This window comes from Rhizobacter sp. P3_B12 (assembly GCF_056402895.1).
Window position 1 is genome coordinate 1 of record NZ_JBFUGN010001569.1, and the last position, 845, is coordinate 845.

Consider the following 845-nt stretch of genomic DNA (forward strand, 5'->3'; position numbering starts at 1 on the left):
CTCTGCTGAACGAGCTGAAGGTCGGCGGCCGCCTCGCCGCGATCGTCGGCCAGGAGCCGGTGATGCGCGCGACGCTGGTCACGCGGGTCGGCGAGGCCGAGTTCCGCAGCGTCGAGCTGTTCGACACCGTCGCGCCCCGGCTGCTCGGCTTCGACGAGCCGTCGCGCTTCCATTTCTGAACACCGACTTTTGATCGACACAGGACACACCGCGACATGCAACAGGTTCGAGTCACCGATGTTCAGGCGCTCCTCGCGAGCTTCGGCCCCGAGGCCCGCCCGGTGATCCTGGACGTGCGCGAGCCGTGGGAGGTGCAGACCGCATCGCTCACCCTGTCGGGCGTGCAGGGCGTGTCCATCGTCTGCATCCCGATGCGCGAGATCCCGCAGCGCCTGGCCGAGCTCGATGCCACGCAGCCCATCCTGGGTTTGTGTCACCACGGCATGCGAAGTCTGCAGGTCGTCGCATTCCTCGAGCGCGAGGGCCATGCCGACGTGTACAACATCGCCGGCGGCATCGACGCCTGGTCGCGCGAGGTCGACACCTCGGTGCCCACCTACTGATTCCTGATCACCCATCCCCCAAGGAACGTCCCATGTCCGCTGTGTCCCTGACCCGTTTGCCGAAGCCGAGCCGCCTGGTGCTGGCCTGCGCCGCCCTGTTCGGTGCCGTGCCCTTCGCGCAGGCGCAAAGCCTTGCCGAGCTCTACGACACGGCGCGCGGCTACGACGCGAGCTACCTGGCGGCGAAGGCGCTGGCCGAGTCGACCCAGTACAAGGCCGACCAGGCGCATGCGCTGCGCCGGCCGCAGATCGGGGCGCAGCTGCAGGCCGGACGCAGCGACA

1 protein-coding gene and 2 pseudogenes are annotated in these 845 nt (G+C 68.8%); all 3 read left to right on the forward strand.

All coding sequences use genetic code 11. From position 1 onward, the window contains the following. Positions 1 to 179 (forward strand): annotated as a pseudogene (locus tag AC1D01_RS36915) (protein-L-isoaspartate O-methyltransferase); the annotation flags it as partial. Between the two features lie 36 nt (positions 180 to 215). After that, positions 216 to 563, forward strand: coding sequence for a rhodanese-like domain-containing protein (locus AC1D01_RS36920; protein ID WP_477874808.1), 348 nt, complete (start codon positions 216 to 218; stop codon positions 561 to 563). Positions 564 to 595: 32 nt separating this feature from the next. Beyond that, positions 596 to 845, forward strand: a pseudogene (locus AC1D01_RS36925) (TolC family outer membrane protein); the annotation flags it as partial.